Source organism: Vibrio sp. 10N.222.49.C9, assembly GCF_041474985.1.
Taxonomy (GTDB): Bacteria; Pseudomonadota; Gammaproteobacteria; order Enterobacterales; family Vibrionaceae; genus Vibrio; species Vibrio crassostreae_C.
In genome coordinates, this window is the sequence record NZ_JBFRVD010000418.1 from 1 (window position 1) to 443 (window position 443).

Sequence of the window (443 nt, forward strand, 5' to 3'; positions counted from 1 at the left end):
CTCCACAATATCGAGCTGTTGTTTATTTTTCCACTGCTGCGTTTTTGGTAATACCGCAAAGATGGGGTAGCTGCCGATAGCCCAAGTATTAAATCTTGGGTCGGGCTCCGTGAGCATGGTAATGGAAATATCAATCTTTCCATCAAGCACGGCTCTCTCCAATTTGCGACTGCCACTCTCGACGATTGAAACCTCAATATCCGGATATTGTAGAGAGAACTCCTGTATGAGGTGAGTGTAAAGATGACCCACCATTGGAGGGATCCCTAAGGTAATCTTGCCACTTTTGAGCTGTTTTAGATCGTTGAGCCGCACTTCCAACTCTTGTTGTTGAAACAGTATCGATTGTGCGTATTGAAAGACGATCTCGCCAGCATCGGTTAATCCTAGCTCCCTGCCATTGCGATAGATGAGCGCTTGCCCATAGGCGCTCTCCAAAGATT

At 46.5% G+C, this 443-nt stretch carries 1 protein-coding gene; it reads right to left on the bottom strand.

Features of this window, described 5'->3' with window-relative positions; all coding sequences use genetic code 11:
- Positions 1-443, bottom strand: a 443-nt coding sequence (locus AB4585_RS23780) for a LysR family transcriptional regulator (RefSeq protein WP_372171229.1), incomplete at both ends; no start/stop codon positions are given.